Genomic DNA, 19,509 nt, shown 5'->3' on the forward strand with positions numbered 1-19,509 from the left:
GCATGCGCTTCACCCCACGTATTCGTCGGCGACCTCCAACACCTCATCGACGATCTCCAGCCCGGTGCGCAATTCATCGGCCGAGGTGGTCAACGGGGGCGCGATCTGGAAGCGATTGCCCGCATTGAAGGGCCACAGCCCACGTTCCTTGGCGGCGGCGGTCACCCGGTTCATCGGCTCGGCGGCTGGACCAGCCGCCGCAAACTGGATCAGCGGCTCGCGGGTGTGTGGATCGCGCACCAACTCCAGTGCCCAGAAGAAGCCGAGGCCGCGTGCCTCGCCGACGCTTGGATGCCGAGATGCCAACTCCGCCAATCCTTTTCCGAGGACATATGCCCCGACGGTGCGCACATGGTCGAGGATGCCGTCGCGTTCGAAGACATTGATCGAGGCGATGCCCGCGGCACATGCGAGGGGATGTCCGGCATAGGTGAGTCCACCGGGATACACCGTATTGTCGTAGCGTTGCGCGATCCGTTCGGCCATGAGTACGCCACCGAGCGGAACATAACCGGAGTTGACGCCTTTGGCGAAGGTGATGATATCGGGTGCGACATCGAAGGCCTGGACCGCGAACCACTCACCGACCCGGCCGAATCCGACCATCACCTCATCTGCGATGTAGACAATGCCGAATTCGTCGCACAGGGCTCGGACACCGGCGAGATAGCCCGGCGGCGGCACGAGTACGCCGTTGGTACCGACCACAGTCTCCAGGATCAGCCCGGCAATGTGTTGTGGCCCTTCCAATTCGATGACCTGGCGCAGGTGATTCAACGCTGCCGTCGTCTCTTCCTCGGGAGTGCTTGTGCCCCACGGTGATCGGTAGGGGTAGGGCGCGAAGAAGCGGACCACGTCGACATTGGTCGGTTCCGCGCCCCAGCGGCGCGGCTCACCGGTCAGTCCGATCGCGGTGCCGGTGCCGCCGTGATAGGAGCGGTAGGCGGCGAGCATCTTGGTGCGGCCGGTGTAGCTGCGGGCCAGCCGCACCGCATGTTCGACTGCCTCCGCGCCGCCGGTGGTGAACAAAATCCGGTTCAGCTCGCCCGGTGCGCGTTCCACGATCAGTCGGGCCAGTTCGCTGCGCGCTTCGTTGCCGACGGTTGGCGAGATGGTTGCGAGTTTCTGTGCCTGATCGATAATGGCCGCGACGATATCCGGATGTTGGTGGCCGATATTGACATTCACCAGTTGGGAGGAAAAGTCGAGGTAGCGTTTGCCGCTCTCTTCCCAGAACCATGAGCCCGACGCGCCGACGATCGGCACTGGATTCAGGGTCGCCTGCGCGCTCCAGGGATAGAAGACATGATCTGACCCGATCATGGGGCGAATTCCCCCTTCGAAGCTGGATAGAACAGCACATTGGCACCATAGCCCGATTGCGGCGCCTGCGCGGCTGGAGGCGCGGTCCGGGCGACCCCGACGCAGGCTTTCCCGTCATCGACTCCGACTCGGAAGTTCAATCCGCCGGAAACTGCCACTGCTGGCCTGACCGCGACGGCTGGCCTGCTGTTCAGTGCCCGAGCGAGGCTGCAGCGGGGGAACGCACAGCGCACGCCGTCGAGCTCGTGGCGGTCTAGTCGTTGCGGAATAGATCGGCCCGGTGATGCAGACGCTGAGAGAAGCTCTCGGCCCAAGCGGCCGTTTCGCTGTCGTCCCGCGACGAGCCGCGCGGTAGGTGCTCCCGGGATACTCGCGCCGACCGCGCCGCGCTGGGCTTCAGCGCGACCAATCGTGCACTCTGGGCGAGGAAGTCGGGCACGTTCATGCCCGCGCACGCGGCCGCATCACACAGCTCGGCCCACTCGGTGTCGTCCACGGTCACCGTCACGGTAACCTCCCTGGTCGCCATAGATGCATACAGTAGCCCTAGTGCTAGCGGTGCGGACTCACTGCACACGGTCGAATCGGGGTGTCGATCCGCGGGGTGCTGGACTGAACGTGCTGCCTGCATTTGCGATCAGGACACGGCTCACCGCCGAGATCCCGCCGAAGTCGTCCGGATCCTCGCCTTCCGTCGCACAACGGATGGAACATCCCCCGGATCGCTCGTGAGATCAACCCGCAGGCGAGCCTGCCGACTCCGCACCATATTTCACCTAACCGACTGACAGCCCGCTTACCCGGCTCCGGCCGATTGAAACATCGCGGAAAACTTGCGGTCAGGTGTGCGCAGGCAGCAAGTGCCAGGTGTTTGCCCTAATTCTTCGCGGGTATGTCGGCGAGGCAGGAGTACGGGCGACGAAGGTAGATCCGATGCAGCAGCGGCGCACAGTGGGATTCGAGGAAGAGTTTCTCCTACTCGACGTCGGCGGAGTGCCGGTCGTGGGAGTGGACACGGTTATCGACTGGATGCACACGAATCTCGAGCCCGATGAATCCAAGAGATTCAAACCGGAGCTACAACGAGTCCAGATCGAGTCGGTCAGCCTCGTTCACACGACGATGCAAACCTTGCGGACAGATTTGAGCACGGCCCGCGCAAAGCTCGCCACCGCCGGGCGCGATTGCGAACTGTTGGTCCTCCCGATCGGATACGCGCCCGTCTGCGCCACCCCGCACTGCGGCGGCACCGAGGACAGCCGATATGCGCGTATCCACAACCGATATCGGGAAATGGCGCAAACCTATACCGCCTGCGGTGCGCATGTGCATATCGGCGTCGACGGGGACGATCAGGCCGTCGCCGTGGTGAATCATCTACGGCCATGGTTACCGACCCTGATCGCGGTCGGCGCGAATTCGCCGTTCCATGACGGCCACGACTCCGGCTACAGCTCATGGCGGATCGCCGAACTGTCTCGGTTCCCCGGTTCGGGCTTACCGCCTTATGCGCGATCGGCCGACGACTATGAGAATCGAGTGGCGACGCTCGTCGAATCCGGCGTCCTCATCGACGCCCACATGTCGTTCTGGCTGGCTCGCCCCTCCGACGTGTACCCGACCGTCGAAGTTCGCGCCGCCGACACTGCCGCGACGGTCGACGACGCCGTCCTGCAGGCGGTACTGACCCGCGGACTGGTGCAAACCGCAATTACCAAACTGGAAGCCGGAATCGAGGGCCCGCATATCGACCACCAAGTCGGTGCGGCCGCGGTATGGGCAGCGGCCCGACACGGTCTCACCGGACCCGCGATCGATACCGTCGAGGAAGTACAGGTGCCCGCCTTGAGAATGCTGGGCAATCTGATCGACTGGATCGCCGACGAACTCGAAGAAGCCGGTGACACCGCGGTTGCCCGGCGATTACTGACCGCACTGGAACACCATGGAACCGGTGCCGCACGACAGCGCATCGTGGCAAGGCTCGGATTGAAAGAACTCATCGAGTCCTTCCGGTTGACTAACGGCCCGTGCGCCCAATTCCATTGATCCGCCACCTCCTTTGATCCGCCACCTCCTTTGATCCGCCACGGATATCGAGCATCAGCAGTGTCCCAGCCCGCGAGCCGTACCAGCGTCGCACGGCCGAATACGTCAGGCGCACTTCCTGCAAGCCGGTCAGAAACAGGGACGGATACCTAGAGGCGGCCGAAGAATCGGTCGCGGCTTATGGCGTGGTCGGAGCCGGGTCGGCAGCCAGGAAGTAGATATCACGGCGCAAGCGTTCCAAGTCTGGTGCTGCGGAAGTGGAGGTTTGGGTGTACCGCTCGCTCTCACGCATCCAGAGTGCCGCGTTCGTCATGTTCTCGTAGATCGCCGCGTACTCTTCCCCCCGGCCCGACAGGCCGGGCAGTACACGCAGGAGCGCGGGAAGGTAACGGGTCAGCGCGTCGATCTGGGCACGTTGCTCGGCCGTCTGGCGCTGCACCTGCTCGATGGCTTCACCCCGGCTGCAACCGGTTTCGTGCTGGATCGCCCGCACCAGGTTGTAGGGGACATGGCCGGCCTCGTCCCGATCCAGCCCCACCACGTCGTTCTCCGCGCAGGTCACCATGAAAAGCAGTTCCTCGAGTCGGCGAATCACGGGGTGGCTGCGCAGCTTCGGCGGCAATTCTCGGTCCTGGTGCACCTCCAGGCCTGCGATTGCGATGTCGATCCCGCTGGTCGACCTCCGCAGCGACAGGTAGTCGGCCGTCGGGGGGATGTAGCCGTTGATGCGATGGTGCGCTTCGCGTTCGGCGGCTTCGAACCATTCCTCGAGGCTGTCGAGGAACCGTTCCTGCCAGCGGGCGCTGCGGCCCTCGCGCACGCGTGGCCACAAATAAGCCCACGCCGCCGGGATCGGACCGTGCCGCCAAGGTACCTGCGGGTCCTGGTGCAGCGTTGCCACCAGGCCACGCCGCAGGGCGGTGACTGCTTGCGGGTCCATCAGCTGCGGATCGTCGAACAGGTCATCCCATACAAAGGCCAGCATGCCCAGACCGACGGCGGTTCGGGCGCGGGCCGTGTCCGTCGCGTCCAGGATCTGCGCCGGGATCCGTGGCGTTGCTGCCCACCGGTAGTGGCGGTCGAACTCGGCCGGGGAGATGACAAGGCCGGTGTCCACCATCCAGCTCCTCAGCCATTGCGCGACCTGCGGCGAGAGCGCGTCATCATGAGCTGCTGGGGGTTGCGTCGAAGGCCGGGAGGCCACCGGCGCAGGAGTTCGCCGATCGAGTGCGGACCGGGCGTAGGCGGTCATCGCGTGGCGGGTGCGCGGGTCAATGGTCGACACTGCGAGCCGACCAACGGCCCGGTCGATGAGTTCATCGGCCATCGCCTGTGCTTCGTCGACGGTACCGGAGGCGATGACGATTTCCCGGGCACGTGCGGCTTCCTGCCCTGTCATTGCTCTGTTCAGCAGGCGGGCAAGGGCCCGGTCGCGGGCGGCCGCACGGATCACGGGCAGTGTGTAGATGCCCTCGAGCAGATCCGCGTTCACGGGCTTGCCCATTTCCTCGGCGGTCGAGGTCAAATCGAGGATGTCGTCATACAGCTGGTAGGCCACCCCGAAGTGCCGGCCGAACATGGCCAGTGCCTCTTCTTCCCGATCACCGCGTCCGGCCTGCATCGCACCCACCCGGCATGCCAGCGAGAGCAGCGCCGCGGTCTTGCCGTCGATCGAGTCCAGGTAGGACTGCTCGCTGCGGTATGGGTCGTAGAGGTCGGCCGCCTCGATCACCACGCCCGCGCACATCTGCTTGCCTGCGCTCGTTCCCGCGAGAGCTTCGCGCTGGCCGAGTTCGGCCAGCAGATGCGCGCCCTCCATCGTCACCGAGTCTCCACCCAGGACGGCCATATGCGAGCCCCACACCGCGTTGGCGCTGGGACGTCCTCGACGCTCATAAGCGTGATCGATGACATCGTCGTGGTAGAGCGACCCCAGATGCAGCAACTCCACCGCGGCCGCGGCCTGCACCACCCGGTCATCGGCCGGCACCGAAGGATCAGCGAGCAGGTAATACGACAGCAACGTCAACGTGGGCCGGACAAGACGCCGCGACGTATCCGGGCCTTGGTCAGTGAGCGGGGTCAGCTCCGGCCTGCCCCGGAACCGGACCGGCCCCAGAACATCGCGAACACGGTCCAAGTCCGTCTCCAGATACGGGAAAACAGCAGAATCGATTTCACTGGGCACGCGCACGCTCCTGACTGGGTACATCGGTCATCCACAACACCGTGATCAAGAGAATTTGACCACCCCACGCGAAAAATGTTGGCGCAACCCGTTTTTAACCTCTCGATACTCGGTGGATGGGTCTCCGTGGATGTTGGTGCGCACCGGGTGGGCGTGTCTGCCGATGCCCGCCGCAGCTACCTGGTCGTTTCGGCGCGCGGCGCGCGGACCAGCCGCGCCCGGGAGCGCGCGGGCGATCGCCGGCACCGTCAGCGGTTGTAGATCACTCTGGCGCTAACGACGCAGATCCGGATCGACGGGATCCGGTGCCGCGTAACGTCATCGCCGAACACCGTCGTCCACATGGTCTGCACACCGTCGTGGTAGGCGACGTCGTCGATGTCGGCGAGACTGTCCGGCCACAGCTCGAGCCTGCGCAGGAATTCGACGACATCGCCGACCGCGCCGTGCGTACGCACAACGTTCCGTAGTCATGGTGCCGAACGGCTCCGCACGGTTCTTGGAACCGTGTGCCGTAGGGCGCCGGGATGACCACGGCACTTCGGGCCTTGAATCAGTTTGCGCGAAACCCTGTCCACAGCCGGATGAGAGGGAAAAACTGATGAGGCACAGGGAATTACATTATTTCAGGGAGAATCCGTGACTGTCGATACCAGTGCATTTCTCAACAACGTCGACATCGACGCCGTCGGTGGCCTGGTGGGGGCTATCCAGGCCGACCCGGTTAAGGCCCAAACCACTTGGACGGCTCACGTGACATGGAAGGGTGCGTTCGCCTCGGAGGCGAGTATCCGCACATTCGCTCCTGTCCCATCGGATGAGCCGGCTGCCCTCGGCGGAGCCGACGGTGCCCCGAATCCGGTAGAGCAACTCCTCGCAGCGCTCGGGAACTGCCTGACCGTCGGATACGCAGCGAACGCCACGATCGCCGGTATCCACGTCAACGACCTGCGCGTCGACTTGAAGGGCGATATCGACCTGCACGTCTTCCTAGGGCTCGCCGACGGGCACGCGGGCTTCGAGTCGATTACCGCCACCGTGACGATCGACGCCGACGCCTCCCCGGAACAGCTCGAACAGTTGCACGCGAAGGTGCTGGCCAGTTCGCCGGTGGGACATACGGTACGCAACGCGGTGCCGCTCGAAGTCGTCCTTACCTAGCCCGGGACCCTAGGGTTCGACGGTTTTCGTGGCGCGATGAGGCGGGTGTGAGGCCAATGGTTGAACGCGAGTACGGGTTCCGTACGCGTGCGATCCATGCGGGCAAAATCCCGGACACCGTCAGTGGTGCCTATTTGCCGCCTTCGGTCAGGGTCACCTGCTGCGGCGCGAATCCCGTTCCGGTGACATCGATTCCACCGGATTTCAGTAGGTCCAGCGCTTTGGTGACGTATTCGTTGGTGAACGCACCCGCATCGGGATCCTGTTTCAACACCGTGACGCCCTCCTGGTTCTTGGTCTCCTTGGCGATCTTCACCGTGCGGTCCCATGCGGACTTGTCGATCATGCCGATCCCGTTGGGCGAGGGCCAGATCAGCTTGTTGACCTCGTTGATCTGCCACTGCTGGTGGCTGGCGCCGAGAGTGCTGCCGGCGGCGACGGTGATATCGCGGCATTTGTCGACATTGTCGCGGCAGAATGCCCAGCCCTTCAGCGACGCCGTGATGAATTTGACGGTCTGGTCCTGGTATTTCGCGTCTTTCAGCTTCTCCGAATTCGCCCAGATCGCGTCCTGCAGCATGGCCACGCCCTCGTCGTTCCAGTCGATGGTCGCGAAATCGTCTGCGGTGTAAAGCTTTCCAGTGACCGGATTCTTCGTCTCCAGCAGCTGGGCGTACTCGTTGTAGGACATGGCCTGGGCGGCGGTGATGTCCTTGGCGAGGAAGGCGTTCATATCGAACTGCTGCTGGACGAGCTTGACATCCTCGGACGGATCGATGCCCGCCTTGGTCATGCCTGCGAACAGCTCGAATTCATTGCCGTAGCCCCAGTTTCCGACGGTCTTACCGCGCAGTGCGGCCGGTCCCGTAATGTTGTCGGACTTGAACGACACCTGCTTGGTACCCGAGCGCTGGAACACCTGCGCCACATCGGTGATACCCGCCCCGGCCTCGCGGGATGCCAGCGCCTTGGGCACCCAGGCGATCGCGTAATCGGCCTGCCCCTGCGCAAGTACCGTCTGCGGGACGATATCCGTTCCGCCATCGAGGATTTCGACGGAAAGGCCCTGCTCCTTATAGAAGCCCTGATCCACGGCGGCCAGATAACCCGCGAACTGCCCCTGCTTGAACCACTGCAACTGCAGACGAACCTTGGTCAGGCCATCTGCGGTGGTTCCAGAACCATTGTCGGTGGTACTGCAGCCGGTCAGCGCGGCCGCCGCCAACGCCACCAGCGCGAGACAAGCACGTAAACGCCCTGTGGAAATTCTCATTTCGATCTCCCAAAGATGTCGCGGATCAGAATGGTCCGGGGTCGGCGGGTCAGTTGTTCGAGGATCAGGACGACGGTAAGGAAGAGCAGGCCGACGATCATGGCGCCGACCACATACGCCCAGGCGCGCGGATAGGCGGTGTTCGCCGCGGCGGAGGTAATTCGGCTGCCGAGGCCGTTCTGCAGGCCGCCGAAGTATTCGGCGATTATGGCCGCGATCACCGCGCCCGGAGCCGCGATTCGCAGTCCGGTGAACAGATAGGGCAGTGCCGCCGGTAGCCGCACCGTGCGGGTGATCTGCCAGCCGCCCGCCGCATACGAGGTCATCAGATCCGCGTGCACCTGTGGCACTTGCCGAAGGCCACGGGCGGTGCTGACGAACATCGGGAAGAACACCACGATGGCCACTACCATGCGGCGCGGGGTCTCGGTGGTGGTCGAATACATCGAATTCAGCAGCGGGGCGAGTGCGACGATCGGCACGGCCGCGGCCGCGGCGGCCAGCGGTGTCAACAGCCCCTCGACCAGCCGGAACCGCACCGCGACCATGGCCGCCCCAATGCCCACGAGTGCACCGACCAGCAGGCCGATGAGGGCATTAGTACCCGTTGCGGTGGCGGCATCGACAATGCGGTCGAAGTTCTCGGTGAACTGTTTCGCGATCGCGGTCGGCGCGGGCAGCAGGAACGACGGCACACCCGCGGCGACGGTCAACACCTGCCACAGCGCCAATCCGCCGACACCGAAAACCATCGGAGGTAGCCACGTCTTCATCGCAGATCCTGTCCGGCCACGATGATGTCGGCGGTCTGGTGCCCGCCGCGCAGTGCGGTGCGAACGGCGGCGATGGCCTCGAAAAACGCCTCGCTGGAACGAATATCGTCGCCGCTGACGCCTGCCTCGCGGCCCCAGCCGCCGGTCGGCACGATCTCGGTGATGCGGCCGGGCCGCGGTGACATGACCACGACGCGGTCGGACAGGAACACTGCCTCCGGAATGGAATGCGTCACGAAAACCACTGCGGCGCCGGTCTCTCCGGCGATGCGCAGTAACTCACCCTGCATGTGTTCGCGGGTCATCTCATCCAGCGCACCGAACGGTTCGTCCATGAGCAGCAGCGAGGGCTTTGGGGCCAGTGCTCTGGCGATAGCCACACGCTGTTGCATACCGCCGGACAGTTCCGCCGGATAGCGGTCGGCGAAATCGGTCAGTCCAGCCATCTCTAGGAGTTCCGCACTGCGAGCGCGCCTTTCGGCCCTCGGAACCTTGTGCAGTTCGAGCGGTAATTCGACATTGGCCTGCACGGTGCGCCAGTCCAGCAGTCCCGCCTGTTGGAAGGCGATGCCGTAGTCCTGATCGATTCTGGCCTGCCGCGCGGACTTGCCATGCACGGTCACGGTCCCGCTGCTCGGTCCTTCCAGATCGGCGATGATGCGCAACAGGGTGGATTTACCGCAGCCCGAGGGACCGATCAGCGAGACGAACTCCCCCGCAATGACTTTCAGCGAGACACTGGTGAGTGCCGTCACCGAACCCGCGTCGAAGATCTTGCCGACATCGGTGAGCTCGACCGCCGCAACGTCTTCGGCATTCGCCGCGACGGGAACCGGATCCGCTGCCTGGATCTGCTCGTCGGCCGCATCGCTGCCCGTGGTGGCCGATTCCACTTTCCCGGTCAACGGGTACCTCCTGAAGAACCGCGCGCCCCGGCGGGACGGCTGTAACGACGTAGTGCCAGTTCGGCGAAGCCGACGACGGCGGTCACAGCGACACCGAGCAGTGCCGCGGCGAGAACAGCCGCGTAGAGCCGGGCCGCATCGCCGGTGGCCTGCTGGGAGAAGACGATGATCTGACGGCCGATGCCACCCGCGGTGCCGGTCGAGATCTCCGCGACCACGGCACCGATCACCGATGCCGCCGCGGCCAAGCGCAGGGCCGGCAGAAAATGCGGCACCGCAGCGGGAAATCGCAAGTGCACCAATGTCTCCCACCAATTCGCGGAGTAGCTGTGCAGCAATTCCACCGACGCCTTGGACGGCGCCTGCAATCCGCGCAACATCCCGACTGCCACCGGGAAGAAGGCCAGATACGAAGCGATGACCGCGATACTCATCCACGGTCGCCACGGCTCACCGGCGATAACGATCTTCCCGCCCCATCCGGCCACCAGCGGCGCCAAGGCGATCAACGGAACCGTCTGCGAGACAACGATGTAGGGCAGCAATCCGCGCTCGACGAAGGCGAAACGCTGCATTACCACCGCGAGCGCGATACCGACTACCGTGCCGATCGCCAATGCCAACAGCGCGAGCCCGAAGGTGAATCCCGCTGTGCGCAGCAGTGTTCCGCCGACGGTGCCGGTGCCGTCTTTGTCACCGAGCACGGTGATGACCGACCAGACGTGCGGCAACGCTGCGTCACTCGTGCGCGGCAGAATCCGGGTGTCGCCGATACTCATCCCGTGCTCCGGCACGAAGTACTTCACCAGTTCCCATACCGCGACCACCAGCACCAGCACACCGACCGCGTAGCCGACCTGCCGCGCCCGCAAAGCTCCCGCTCTCATCGGTCACCCGCCGACACCGGAGCCGGCTCCGGGACACGCCTGTCGACCAGCTCATAGCACCCCGCCGCGAGCGCCGCTGCCGAGACGATCACTCCGCTCCCGCCGTCGCCGTGACCGGATGCGCCAACCTGGGCAGCACCGACTCCCCGTACGCCTCCAAAGTGGCGGTCTTGGCATCGTGCTGGAGATAGACCGCGAACTGGTCGACACCCAACTTCTCCAACTCGTGCAACCGCGCCAACTGCTCATCGGGCGTGCCGATCACACAGAAGCGGTCCACGATGGCATCTGGCACGAATTCGGCATGGGTGTTACCCGCGCGGCCGTGCTCGTTGTAGTCGTAGCCCTGACGGCCCGCGATGTAGTCGGTGAGCGCGGCCGGAATATCGCCGCCGGTACCGTATTTCGCGACAATATCGGCGACGTGATTACCGACCATGCCACCGAACCAGCGGCACTGCTCCCGGGCATGGGCCGTCGCGGCATCGGACCCGTCGGTGACATAGGCCGGTGCCGCCACACAGATTTTCACCGATTCTGGCGCACGCCCCGCCTTCTCGGCGGCCGCCCGCACCCGGGCGATCGTCCATGCGGCGATATCCGGGTCGGCGAGTTGCAGAATGAACCCGTCGGCGACTTCACCGGTCAGGTCGAGTGCGCGCGGACCGTATCCGGCCACCCACACCTCGAGCCGCGAGTCACTCGCCCATGGAAAACGCACTACGGTGTCGCCGATTTCGGCGCTGCGACCATTGCCGAGTTCCCTGATCACCTCGATGGATTCACGCAATGTCGCCAGGGTCGTCGGCTTGCCGCCGAGGGTGCGCACCGCGGAGTCACCACGCCCGATTCCGCAGACGGTGCGATTGCCGAACATATCGTTGAGCGTCGCGAATGTCGACGCGGTCACCGTCCAGTCCCTGGTGGCCGGATTGGTGACCATCGGGCCGACGAACACCTTGCGGGTGGCGGCCAGGATCTGGCTGTAGATGACGTAGGGCTCCTGCCACAGTAGGTGCGAATCGAAGGTCCACACATGCGAAAAACCATGTGTCTCCGCTTGTCTGGCCAGTTCGACCACCCGCGAGGCGGGAGGTGTGCATTGCAGCACCACACCGATATCCATGCGGCACTCTCCATTCAGGTCGATCAGGCCATTCGAGTCAGATCAGGTTCTGCGACAATTCACGGGCGATGAACCGGCCGTGACCGGTCCGGCCGAGATACGCACCGTCGTCGACGATCACGCGACCGCGCGAGAGCACCGTGTCGACGTGTCCGTCGATCTCGAAGCCCTCCCAGGCCGAGTGATCCATATTCATGTGATGGGTCTTGCCGAACCCGATGCTGGTGTGCCCGTTCGGGTCATAGATGACGATGTCGGCGTCGGCGCCCGGACTGATGACGCCCTTGCGCGGATACATGCCGAACATGCGCGCCGGGGTCGTGCAGCAGACCTCGACCCAGCGCTCCAGTGATATCAACCCGTTCTTGACGCCCTGGAACATCAGATCCATCCGATGTTCGACGCCGCCGATCCCATTGGGGATCTTGCTGAAATCGCCGAGCCCCAACTCTTTCTGATCCTTCATGCAGAAGGGGCAGTGGTCGGTGCTCACCGATGTGACATCACCCGTGCGGATATAGCGCCACAGCTCATCCTGATGTCCCTGCGCCCGCGACCGCAGCGGCGTCGAGCACACCCATTTCGCGCCCTCGAAACCCGGTGCGCCCAAATGCTCTTCGAGCGACAGGTACAGATACTGCGGGCAGGTTTCACCGAAGACGTTCTGCCCATTGCCCCGCGCGGCGGCGATCTGTTCCATCGCCTGCTTGGCCGAGACGTGCACGATATACAGCGGCGCATTCGTCAACTGCGCCAGCATGATCGCGCGATGGGTGGCCTCCTCCTCCATCTGCCACGGCCGGGTGACACCGTGGTAATACGGCGAGGTCTCACCGCGCGCCAGCGCCTGCTCGACCAGCGCATCGATGGCGATTCCGTTCTCCGCGTGCATCATCAGCAGCGCGCCCAAATCGCCCGCCGATTGCATGGCCCGCAGGATCTGACCGTCATCGGAGTAGAAGACACCCGGATAGGCCATGAAAAACTTGAAACTGGTGACACCCTCGGCCACCAATTCGCTCATCCCCTTGAGGGATTCGTCGTTCACTTCACCGATGATCTGGTGGAAGCCGTAGTCGATCGCGCAGTTGCCCGCGGCTTTCTCATGCCATAGAGCGAGGGTGTCCTGCACCCGCTCGCCCGGTTTCTGCACCGCGAAGTCGACAATGGTCGTGGTACCGCCCCAGGCGGCCGCGCGGGTGCCGGTTTCGAAGGTATCCGAGGCCTCGGTGCCGCCGAAGGGCAGCTGCATATGGGTGTGGCCGTCCACACCGCCGGGAATCACATATTTTCCGGTCGCGTCGATGACCATTTCGGCGGACTCGCCGAGATTCGCGCCCAATGCGGTGGCGCCGGGTTGCAGGACGGCGACAATTGTCTCGCCGTCGACGAGCACATCGAGCAATTGCGATCCGGTGGCCGAGACCACCGTGCCGCCGTGAATGAATATCTTCGTCATATCGATATCACCAGCCTCAGGGAGCCACCATCGGTCCGTAGGCGTCGGGGCGGCGATCGCGATAGAACGCCCAGCGGTCGCGCACCACCTTGATCAGATCCATATCGAGGTCACGGATCACCAGTTCGGGATCGGAGTCCGAGGCGACGTCTCCGACGAATTTACCTTCCGGATCCACGAAATAGCTGGTTCCGTAGAAATCGTCATCGCCGTATTCCTCGATGCCGACCCGGTTGATGGCGCCGATGAAGTATTCATTGGCGACCGCGGAGGCCGGTTGCTCCAGCTTCCACAGATACCCGGACAGGCCGCGCGAGGTCGCGGAGGGGTTGAAGACGATTTCCGCGCCCGCCAGGCCCAGGGCACGCCAGCCCTCCGGGAAATGCCGGTCGTAACAGATGTAGACGCCGACCTTGCCGACCGCGGTATCGAAGACCGGCCAGCCCACATTTCCGGGACGGAAGTAGAACTTCTCCCAGAATCCGTTGACGTGCGGAATATGGTGTTTGCGGTACTTGCCGAGGTAACTGCCGTCCGCATCGATGACCGCCGCGGTGTTGTAGAGCAGCCCGGGCTGTTCCTGCTCGTACACCGGCAGGATCATTACCAAACCCAATTCCTTTGCCAGGGCCGCGAATCGCTCCGTCGTCGGACCCGGCACCGATTCCGCGTAGTCGTAGAACTTCGCGTCCTGCAACTGGCAGAAGTACGGGCCGTAGAACAGCTCCTGGAAGCAGATCACCTTGGCGCCCTGTGCGGCGGCCTGGCGCGCGTAGTCCTCGTGCGCCTTGATCATGGACTCTTTATCACCCGTCCAGTTCGTCTGGACGAGCGCCGCTCGAACGATTCCCATGCTTTGTTATACTTCACCGAGATCCAATTCGGTTGTGTTACAAGATTGCGGAAACAGTTTCGTAGCCGTAAACCTTGGGGCCGGTCCTCGTTCCGGCGCTGTGCCCGACGCAGAATGACGCTGTGAACTTCGATCCGACGACCGCGCCGCCGGTGCCCGCAGACGACCTGCGAGACACCGCGCCCGCACCTGTCACGGCCGGGTCCGGCCTGTTCAACGCGGATCTCGAAGATCGCACCCCGGCCGGAATCGCGGCCGCGGTGAGCCGCCGGATTCGTTCCGGAGCAATCGAACCCGGATCCCGGCTACCGACCGTGCGTGAAGTCGCCCGCGAGTTGCGGGTGTCGCCCGCTACCGTCAACCAGGCTTGGCGCGCGCTGGCCGCCACCGGCGCGATCGTGGCGCGAGGGCGCGCCGGAACCTTCGTCGGCGAACGCACCGCCACCCGCGCGACCACGCCGACGGGCCGCTATCAGCGCCTGCATCCACCCTCGGACAGCGCCTTCCGCATCGATCTGTCCCGCGGTACCCCCGATCCGCGGCTCCTACCGCATCTGGTCGCCGCACTGCGCGCGATCACCGAGCACGGACGCGGCAATGATCTCGCGGCGGACTATCTCGGCGAGGCCGTGCTGCCGGAACTGGCCGCCAAGGTGCGCACCGATTGGCCCTTTCGCGCCGAACGGCTCGCGGTCGTCGACGGAGCACTGGACGCCATCGACCGATTGCTCACCACGCATGTGCGGCTCGGCGACGCGGTGGCCGTCGAAGATCCTTGCTTCCCACCATTTCTCGACCTGCTCGCCCGGGTCGGCGCTCGACCCATTCCGGTTCGCATGGATGAATCCGGCTTACTGCCAGATGATCTCGAGCGGGCACGCGGCGCCGTGGCGCTGATCCTGCAGCCGCGTGCACAGAACCCGACCGGCGTCTCGCTCACCGCAGCCCGTACCCGCGAACTGTCCGAAATCCTCACCGGCACAGACACCCTCGTCATCGAGGACGACCACTCCGCAGGCATCGCCGCCACCACACTGCGATCCCTCGGCTCGCGACTGCCGAGCCGAACGGTACACATCCGCTCCTACTCCAAATCCCACGGTGCGGACCTGCGCCTCGCGGTGGTCGGCGGCCCCGCCGAGTTGCTCGATCCGATGATCGAGCGGCGCATGCTCGGCCCCGGCTGGACCAGCCGACTGCTGCAGCGCCTGCTGCTCACCATGCTCGACGACGACACCGCCGTGCGCACCGTCGCCGCGGCCCGCACCGAATACCGCAGGCGCTCAACCGAACTCCGTCGCGCCCTGGCCCGCAAGGGCATCGCCGTTGCCCGTGGTGACGGCATCAATGTGTGGCTCCCGGTCGCCGACGAGAACGCGGCCATGATATCCCTGGCCGCCGCGGGCATCAAGGCCGCACCCGGCCGCCCCTTCGAGGTCGAGGACCACCCGCACGGCGACCACCTGCGCATCACCGTCGCCGCGATAACCGACGGCGAGCTGGACTGGGTCGCCACCGAGCTCGCCGCCGCGACCACCGCGGCCCCCACCTACCGTCGCGTTCGTCGCGCTTAGGATCCCGGCTCGATATCGAAACTGGTCGAGCCGTCGTCACCCGGTCGGGATAATGGGCACGATCACCGAGGAGGGATGCTCGGCATCCTTGTAGATCGTCTGCGTGGCGGGCTGCGTACGGGCGCTGTCACCGAAGGGTTCGCCGGTATTCGGGTTCGGCGCGTACTGCGGATAGTCACTGCTGCTGATCGCCACTCGGATCCGATCGCCCGCCTTGAACTGGTAGCTGGTCGGCCAGATCTTAATCGTGAACTGATAGGGCCGGCCGGGCACCAAGGGTGTCGGATCCGATAACGATTCTCGGAACGCGGCGCGGATGATGCCATTGTTGAGGTTGACGGCCGATCCATCGGGTGCGACGACCTCCAGCCGCGCGACGAAGTCGGTATCCGGTGTGGTGGACGACGCCCACAGCTTCACGGTAATCGGACCGGTGACCTCGGTATCGGCGCCGAGCCGGTCGGTGCTGTAGGTGAGCACATCCGAACGCTGCTCGACCGCGGTCTGGTCGAACGGTCCCTGTGGGCCCGATCCGACCGAACAGCACGAATGTCCGCCGATGCTCGGTGCGGGTGCGGCGGGGTCGTAGACATACCGGTCGACCGCGACTGGCCCGCTCGGTGCGTGGTCGATGAGTTTGCCGCCCCGACCGGCCACACCGTTGGCGCCGCTGTCGGCGAAGAAGTATTCCTTCCATTGTGTTTGCGGCAGTGGCCAACTCGGTGCCGACTTCCATCGATTGGCGCCCATGAGGAAGTAGTCGACGCGGGGTTTGCCCGCGACGCCGTTGTCCGTGCCTTTGAGGAAGTGGTCGAACCACGCCAGCATCAGCTCGTTGATCGGGCTGTCGCCGACCGGTCCGAGCTGCTCGAGCCGGGGCGCGATCATCGAGGTCGGCCGCCCCCAGCCGAGGTGGTCCCAGGGACCGATGACCAATCGCTGGTTCTGCCGGGCCGATACGGCGCCACGCTCGACCATGCCGGTGAAGTTCTCGATGCCACCCGCGAGGAATGCGTCGTACCAGCCCTCGATATCGAGTACCGGCACCTGCACATTCGGATAGCGGTCGCGGATACTCCGCTGCTTCCAGTAGTCGTTACGTGTCGAGTTGCGGATCCAGTCGAAGTACCAAGGCGCGACGGCCGGATTATTCGGCTGCAGTGGCGGAAAGTCTTTGTAGGGGCGGTAATTCAGCCATGAGGTGATGTTCTGCAGATCCGCGCGCAGCTGGTTGGCGGTGGCCTTGTCGTCACGTCGTTCGGCGGATTCCAGGCCGATTGTGCCCATCGCCCATGGTTCGACGAAACCGAGCCGGAACGCGCCGCCCTCGTAGGTCCAGCCGTCGTAGTAGTCGGAGGCGGTATTCGCGGGCACGATCGTGGTCAGATGCGGTGGCGTCTCGACGGCGGCCAGCCATTGTGTGGCACCGACATATGACGAGCCGTACATGCCGACCTTGCCGTTCGAACCGGGCAGCCGCGCCGCCCATTCCACCGTGTCGTAGCCGTCGTGGATGTCATTGCCGAATTCACTGAATGTGCCGTCGGAGCTGCCGATACCGCGGATGTCCTGGATGACCACGAGGTAGCAGTGCGAGGCGAACCAGTCGGGTGTGCGATAGCGCGAGGGCTGGATCTGCGCGGCGGACTTGCCGTACTGGGTGCGCATCAGGATCACCGGCACCAGATCGCTGGTCTGCGGGCGGTACACATCGGCGCGCAGCAACATGCCGTCGCGCATCGTTGCCGGAAGGTCGGCCTGCTTGTCGACCGCACATGTGCCACGGTCATCGTCGGGTGGCCAGGCACCCGTTTGCGAGGTCGATTTCGTCCCGGCGCTCGCCGTGCATCCGCCTATTAGTGCGCCTACACACACCACCGCGGTACACCAGCGAAATATGTATCCGGACAAGCTGATACACCTCCCGTGGAAGCGATGTCACCGCCAGAGTCGATGCGTGCCGAGCCGGCTAGCCGATCAGATGCGCCTCCCTCGCAGCCATGCTAACCGACCACTCTCCGCACAGCGGCGGATTCCATTGCCACACAGTCGCAATACGCATCTCGTTCCGCTGGAAGCGTCGAGATGGAATGATCCGCTCAGCATCACCCGATGCGATACACAACAGAAGGAGACCTCGACCGGTGAGCAGCGAAGTGCAGGCGCGGCAATTCGACCACCATCAGCCCATCGGGCAGCCTCGCAGAGTCGGGACTGCCCTGCTCCGGGGCGTCGGTGTACTCGCCGTCGGCACCACCCTCGCGATCTTCGCCGCGGGCGGGGTCTCGGCGGATCCGGGCACCCCGATCGCCGGATGCGTGGCCCCCGATTCGGCCAAACCCGAGAGCAAGCAGTGGGCCAGCGAGCCCGCCATGGCGATCGACACGGGCGCGAAGTACACCGCGCAGCTGGAAACCACTTGCGGCACAGTCAATATCGCCCTGGAGGCCGCCCGCGCGCCGCGCACGGTGAACTCCTTCGTATTCCTGGCCGGACAGAAGTATTTCGACCACACCCAGTGCCACCGCTTGACCACCGCGGGCATCTTCGTCCTGCAGTGCGGTGATCCCACCGCCACCGGCACCGGCGGTCCGGGCTACCAGTTCCCGAACGAGAACCTGGACGGCGCCACCTATCCGGCGGGTACTGTCGCGATGGCCAATGCCGGTCCCGACACCAACGGCAGCCAGTTCTTCCTGGTCTACAAGGATTCGCAGCTGCCGCCGAACTACACCCCGTTCGGCAAGATCACCGGCGGTATGGATGTTCTGGCGCGGGTCGCCAATGCGGGCGCCGCGGACGGCGAAGACGGTCGCCCGAACGCCGATGTCGTCCTGAATTCGGTGACCACCGCTCAGGGCTGATCGACATAAGCTGATGGCGGTGTCGTCCATGGCGACGCCGCCATCGGTTTTGGTGGCCCCCTGCGAGATTTGCTTCCCGACACTTGACTTGGAGTGCACTCCAGGTCATAGCGTTGGCAGTGCAAAATCGTCTAGTACCAGGGGATCACTTCATGGAACTCGGTTTTCACCTACCGATATTCGACATCGACGGCGGCACCACCGCCATTGCCGGTGAGTTGGCCAGGGTCGGCGCCGCGGCAGAGGCGTCCGGTGCGACCTGGCTGTCGTTCATGGACCACTACTTCCAGATCGAGCCGACCGGCCTGCCTGCCGAGGCCAATATGCTGGAGGGCTACACCACCCTCGGCTATCTGGCCGCACACACCTCCCGTATCAACCTCGGCCTGCTCGTCACCGGCGTGACCTACCGGCATCCCGGTCTGCTCGCCAAGATCGTCACCACCGTCGATGTCCTGTCGGGTGGCCGCGCGGTGCTCGGACTCGGCGCCGCCTGGTTCGAGCGGGAACATCGTGGGCTCGGTGTGCAGTTCCCGCCGATCGCCGAACGGTTCGAGCGCCTCGAGGAGACGCTGCGCATCTGTCAGCAGATGTGGGACCCGCAGAACAACGGCCCCTTCGACGGCAAGCACTATCAGCTGGCCGAGACACTGTGCTCGCCGCAGCCGATCAACCGCCCCAAGGTGCTCATCGGCGGTGGCGGCGAACGCAAGACGCTGCGGTTGGTCGCGCAGTACGGCGACGCCTGCAACCTCTTCGGTTCCGCTCCCGAGGAAGTCGGCCACAAACTCGACGTCCTGCGCCGCCACTGCGACGATGTCGGGCGCGATTTCGACGATATCCGCATCACCATCATGGCCAATAATCCGCGCCCGAATCCGGACAATCGCGATGAATTCGTCCGCCAGATGGCCGATTACGCAAAGCTCGGCGTGCACACCGTGATCATTATCCCGACCTCCGGGTCCCCGGCGGCGTGGATCGAGGGCATGGCGCCGGTGGTACCTCAACTCGCCGAACTCGGTTAACTCCCTTACGGCATATGCCCTTTCGCATGAAGTTCGGGTGAAAGGG

General features: G+C 64.5%; 17 protein-coding genes. 5 read left to right on the top strand and 12 right to left on the bottom strand.

The window, feature by feature from the left end:
- Positions 1-9 precede the first annotated feature (9 nt).
- Positions 10-1,323 (bottom strand): aspartate aminotransferase family protein, encoded by a 1,314-nt coding sequence (locus AB0J47_RS19990; protein WP_364347566.1) that lies wholly within the window; start codon positions 1,321-1,323, stop codon positions 10-12.
- Positions 1,324-1,576: 253 nt separating this feature from the next.
- Positions 1,577-1,852 (bottom strand): hypothetical protein, encoded by a 276-nt coding sequence (locus AB0J47_RS19995; RefSeq protein WP_364347569.1) that lies wholly within the window; start codon positions 1,850-1,852, stop codon positions 1,577-1,579.
- Between the two features lie 404 nt (positions 1,853-2,256).
- Here AB0J47_RS19995 and AB0J47_RS20000 point away from each other — a divergent pair, with 404 nt between their 5' ends.
- Positions 2,257-3,372, top strand: coding sequence for a YbdK family carboxylate-amine ligase (locus AB0J47_RS20000; protein ID WP_364347571.1), 1,116 nt, complete (start codon positions 2,257-2,259; stop codon positions 3,370-3,372).
- Positions 3,373-3,550: 178 nt separating this feature from the next.
- Here the strand turns inward: AB0J47_RS20000 and AB0J47_RS20005 are convergent, their stop codons facing one another.
- Together AB0J47_RS20005 and AB0J47_RS20010 are read right to left on the bottom strand one after the other, a co-directional pair.
- Positions 3,551-5,560 carry a polyprenyl synthetase family protein gene (locus AB0J47_RS20005; protein ID WP_364347573.1) on the bottom strand — a complete coding sequence of 670 codons (2,010 nt, stop codon included), beginning with the start codon at positions 5,558-5,560 and terminating at the stop codon, positions 3,551-3,553.
- Positions 5,561-5,808: 248 nt separating this feature from the next.
- The gene (locus tag AB0J47_RS20010) at positions 5,809-6,018 is read right to left on the bottom strand and encodes a hypothetical protein (RefSeq protein WP_364347575.1); all 210 of its coding nucleotides are present in this window, start codon (positions 6,016-6,018) and stop codon (positions 5,809-5,811) included.
- A gap of 181 nt (positions 6,019-6,199) precedes the next feature.
- Between AB0J47_RS20010 and AB0J47_RS20015 the strand changes: the two genes are divergently transcribed.
- The gene (locus AB0J47_RS20015) at positions 6,200-6,721 is read left to right on the top strand and encodes an OsmC family protein (RefSeq protein WP_364347577.1); all 522 of its coding nucleotides are present in this window, start codon (positions 6,200-6,202) and stop codon (positions 6,719-6,721) included.
- Positions 6,722-6,851: 130 nt separating this feature from the next.
- Here the strand turns inward: AB0J47_RS20015 and AB0J47_RS20020 are convergent, their stop codons facing one another.
- The 7 genes from AB0J47_RS20020 to AB0J47_RS20050 form a co-directional block, all read right to left on the bottom strand.
- On the bottom strand, positions 6,852-7,994 hold the full coding sequence (locus AB0J47_RS20020) for an ABC transporter substrate-binding protein (protein WP_364347580.1): 1,143 nt from the start codon (positions 7,992-7,994) through the stop codon (positions 6,852-6,854).
- The gene (locus AB0J47_RS20025) at positions 7,991-8,767 is read right to left on the bottom strand and encodes an ABC transporter permease subunit (RefSeq protein WP_364347583.1); all 777 of its coding nucleotides are present in this window, start codon (positions 8,765-8,767) and stop codon (positions 7,991-7,993) included. The genes AB0J47_RS20020 and AB0J47_RS20025 overlap by 4 nt, the downstream gene beginning before the upstream one ends.
- Positions 8,764-9,672 (bottom strand): ABC transporter ATP-binding protein, encoded by a 909-nt coding sequence (locus AB0J47_RS20030; protein WP_364347586.1) that lies wholly within the window; start codon positions 9,670-9,672, stop codon positions 8,764-8,766. Before AB0J47_RS20030 ends, AB0J47_RS20025 begins: the two co-directional genes overlap by 4 nt.
- On the bottom strand, positions 9,669-10,559 hold the full coding sequence (locus AB0J47_RS20035; RefSeq protein ID WP_364347589.1) for an ABC transporter permease subunit: 891 nt from the start codon (positions 10,557-10,559) through the stop codon (positions 9,669-9,671). Before AB0J47_RS20035 ends, AB0J47_RS20030 begins: the two co-directional genes overlap by 4 nt.
- 88 nt (positions 10,560-10,647) lie before the next feature.
- The gene (locus AB0J47_RS20040; protein WP_364347592.1) at positions 10,648-11,685 is read right to left on the bottom strand and encodes a TIGR03842 family LLM class F420-dependent oxidoreductase; all 1,038 of its coding nucleotides are present in this window, start codon (positions 11,683-11,685) and stop codon (positions 10,648-10,650) included.
- A gap of 37 nt (positions 11,686-11,722) precedes the next feature.
- Positions 11,723-13,144 carry a dihydropyrimidinase gene (gene hydA / locus AB0J47_RS20045; protein WP_364347595.1) on the bottom strand — a complete coding sequence of 474 codons (1,422 nt, stop codon included), beginning with the start codon at positions 13,142-13,144 and terminating at the stop codon, positions 11,723-11,725.
- 16 nt (positions 13,145-13,160) lie between these two features.
- Positions 13,161-13,997 carry a nitrilase-related carbon-nitrogen hydrolase gene (locus tag AB0J47_RS20050; RefSeq protein WP_364347598.1) on the bottom strand — a complete coding sequence of 279 codons (837 nt, stop codon included), beginning with the start codon at positions 13,995-13,997 and terminating at the stop codon, positions 13,161-13,163.
- A gap of 122 nt (positions 13,998-14,119) precedes the next feature.
- On the opposite strand from AB0J47_RS20050, the gene AB0J47_RS20055 reads away from it, so the two are divergent.
- Positions 14,120-15,571: an aminotransferase class I/II-fold pyridoxal phosphate-dependent enzyme gene (locus AB0J47_RS20055; RefSeq protein WP_364347601.1), complete on the top strand. Its 1,452-nt coding sequence runs from the start codon at positions 14,120-14,122 to the stop codon at positions 15,569-15,571.
- A gap of 36 nt (positions 15,572-15,607) precedes the next feature.
- On the opposite strand, the gene AB0J47_RS20060 is transcribed toward AB0J47_RS20055, so the two are convergent.
- Positions 15,608-17,311, bottom strand: coding sequence for a CocE/NonD family hydrolase (locus AB0J47_RS20060; protein WP_364347604.1), 1,704 nt, complete (start codon positions 17,309-17,311; stop codon positions 15,608-15,610).
- Positions 17,312-17,715: 404 nt separating this feature from the next.
- Between AB0J47_RS20060 and AB0J47_RS20065 the strand changes: the two genes are divergently transcribed.
- Entirely contained in the window at positions 17,716-18,435 is a 720-nt protein-coding gene (locus AB0J47_RS20065; protein WP_364347607.1) for a peptidylprolyl isomerase, read from the top strand.
- Positions 18,436-18,587: 152 nt separating this feature from the next.
- On the top strand, positions 18,588-19,463 hold the full coding sequence (locus AB0J47_RS20070) for an LLM class F420-dependent oxidoreductase (protein ID WP_364347610.1): 876 nt from the start codon (positions 18,588-18,590) through the stop codon (positions 19,461-19,463).
- Positions 19,464-19,509 lie beyond the last annotated feature (46 nt).

The sequence above is a fragment of the Nocardia sp. NPDC049737 genome (assembly GCF_040674755.1).
Taxonomy (GTDB): domain Bacteria; phylum Actinomycetota; class Actinomycetes; order Mycobacteriales; family Mycobacteriaceae; genus Nocardia.